This window comes from uncultured Rhodospira sp., from assembly GCF_937138205.1.
Lineage (GTDB): Bacteria > Pseudomonadota > Alphaproteobacteria > Rhodospirillales > Rhodospirillaceae > Rhodospira.
In genome coordinates this window covers 1-1,975 of the sequence record NZ_CAKZOT010000050.1, presented here as the reverse complement: position 1 = coordinate 1,975, position 1,975 = coordinate 1, and the positions used below count along the sequence as shown (strand labels likewise).

The 1,975-nt window shown below is 63.1% G+C and carries 2 protein-coding genes and 1 pseudogene; 1 reads left to right on the top strand and 2 read right to left on the bottom strand.

The features are described from left to right. Positions 1-206 (top strand): annotated as a pseudogene (locus Q0309_RS06550) (hypothetical protein); the annotation flags it as partial. A 532-nt stretch (positions 207-738) separates the two neighbouring features. Here the strand turns inward: Q0309_RS06550 and Q0309_RS06545 are convergent. Next, complete coding sequence (locus Q0309_RS06545; RefSeq protein WP_299438722.1) at positions 739-1,422, bottom strand: amino acid ABC transporter permease; 684 nt, start codon at positions 1,420-1,422, stop codon at positions 739-741. Further along, positions 1,422-1,975: amino acid ABC transporter ATP-binding protein (locus tag Q0309_RS06540; RefSeq protein WP_366940572.1), on the bottom strand; the 554-nt coding region annotated here is incomplete at its 5' end. The genes Q0309_RS06540 and Q0309_RS06545, both read right to left, overlap by 1 nt.

Here is a 1,975-nt window from a genome sequence, read left to right as displayed (position 1 = left end):
GACGACTACCTCGCAAGCGTCGTCACGGCATGACCCGTTCACCCGATTCCCCTGGACGCTGGCCGAGTTGGCGCAACAGTTCGACGTCCACCCGAACCAGATCACGGCTTGGCGCGCCCCGCTCCCGGGGGGGGGCGACGGGCGTGTTTGGTGAACTGGCGCTGAACGGCAACGCCCCGGCCGTGGATCTCAAGGATCTCCACGCGAATTGGCCAGTTGACGGTGGCAAAGTCCTTCCGATAGCCCCCCACCCAGACCCGGCCCTGCGGTTCGCGGCGGACCGCTCACCTTCGGCAGCTTCAACAACAGAGCCATACCTGGGTTCGCGGTGTCTGGACAGACGTGCTGAAAAGCGGCGCTTTTTCAGGCGCTTGCGAAGGACGGAGTCCGGGCGTGTGTCTATGGGCCGACGGTGCCCTCGGCCGGCTCAGCCATGTGAAGGAGCGGCTTGGGCATTGATATACCGAGTTTTTTCAGGACATCGGCGGCGTCCGGGGCGATCCGGGTGTGAATCGGCGCGGCGTTTGACCCCTCGATCGGCGCCCACTTGACTCCTATCGTTTGTCAGACATCATTGAATTTCAGTCTTTTACGGGGAATGCCCACATGCTTATGGGGGGTCATTTTGCCAAGCCGGTTCACAGACCGGCCACCACAGAGACGGTCGCCATCAGCGTGATGACCGCGATCAGGCAGGGCATGTGGTGGGGCTAGGTGGGCCGTGTCCGATCGGCGCGATTACGAACCCGCGCTGGACCTGACCGTTGTGACGCCTGGAATGTGGACGCGGCGCTCGACCCACTGAAGGGTCTCGGCGACGATTCCCGTCAGCACTAGGTAAACGATCGCGACCAAAAGGAACACGTCGAAGAATTCAAAGGTGCGGTAGCCGATCTGCTCGGCCCTGGCGGTGATCTCCGTCACGCCGATGGCAAACGCGATGGAGGTGAACTTGAGTTCCAGGATGGCCTCGTTCGACCATTGCGGCAGGACACGGCGGAGCGCCTGCGGCAGGACGATGTAAATCAGGGCCTGCGTACGCTTCATGCCGATCGCGCGCGCGGCCTGCATCTGGCCCGGCGGCACGGACAGCAACGCAGCGCGGAAGTATTCCGCCTGATAGGCCGACGTGTTCAGGCCGATGGCGACCACCGCCGAGGTGAACGGGTCCAAGACGATGCCCAGTTCCGGCAGACCGAGGTAGATGAAGAACATTTGGACCAGCATCGGCGTGCCGCGAAAGATCTCGATGTACACCGTGGCCAGCAGGTACAACGGCGTCGCGGCATAAATCCGGCACCACGCCAGCACCAACCCGAAAAAGAACCCGAACGTAATGGCAAGCGCCCACAGGCTCAGCGTGACGGGCACGCCCTTCAGGATGAAGGGCAGGTGTTCGACGACGAAGTCCACGAACGACATCACGCCGGCTCCTGGTGGGCGATGACCCGCAGGAAGGATCGGGTGCGCTCGTGCGTCGGGTTGGCGAACAGACTCTCCGGCGGACCCTGCTCCACGATGGTGCCGCCATCCATGAAGATGATCTCGTCGGCGGCGGTGCGGGCAAAGCCGACCTCGTGGCTGACGACCAGCATGGTCATGCCGTCCCCGGCAAGCTGCTGCATGACAGCGACTACCTCGCCGGTCAGTTCGGGATCAAGCGCCGACGTCGGCTCGTCGAACAGGATCACTTGCGGATCCATGGCCAGCGCCCGGGCAATCGAAGCGCGCTGCTGCTGTCCGCCCGACAACTGAGCCGGGTAGTACTGCGCCCGGTCGGCCAATCCGACCCGTTCCAGCACCTCCATGGCACGATCCCTGGCCTCCGCCTTGCCGCGCTTGAGGATGCGGCGCTGACCGACGGTCACGTTGTCCAGAACCTTCAGATGGGTGAACAGATTGAAGTCCTGAAACACGAACGCGATCCCCTCTGTGCCAACGATCATGAGACAGCTGCCCCCCACACGTTTAGACT

Excerpts from the sequence above, each read along its gene's own strand:
- Q0309_RS06545 (WP_299438722.1), bottom strand. The coding sequence starts at position 1,422 with ATGTCGTTCGTGGACTTCGTCGTCGAACACCTGCCCTTCATCCTGAAG.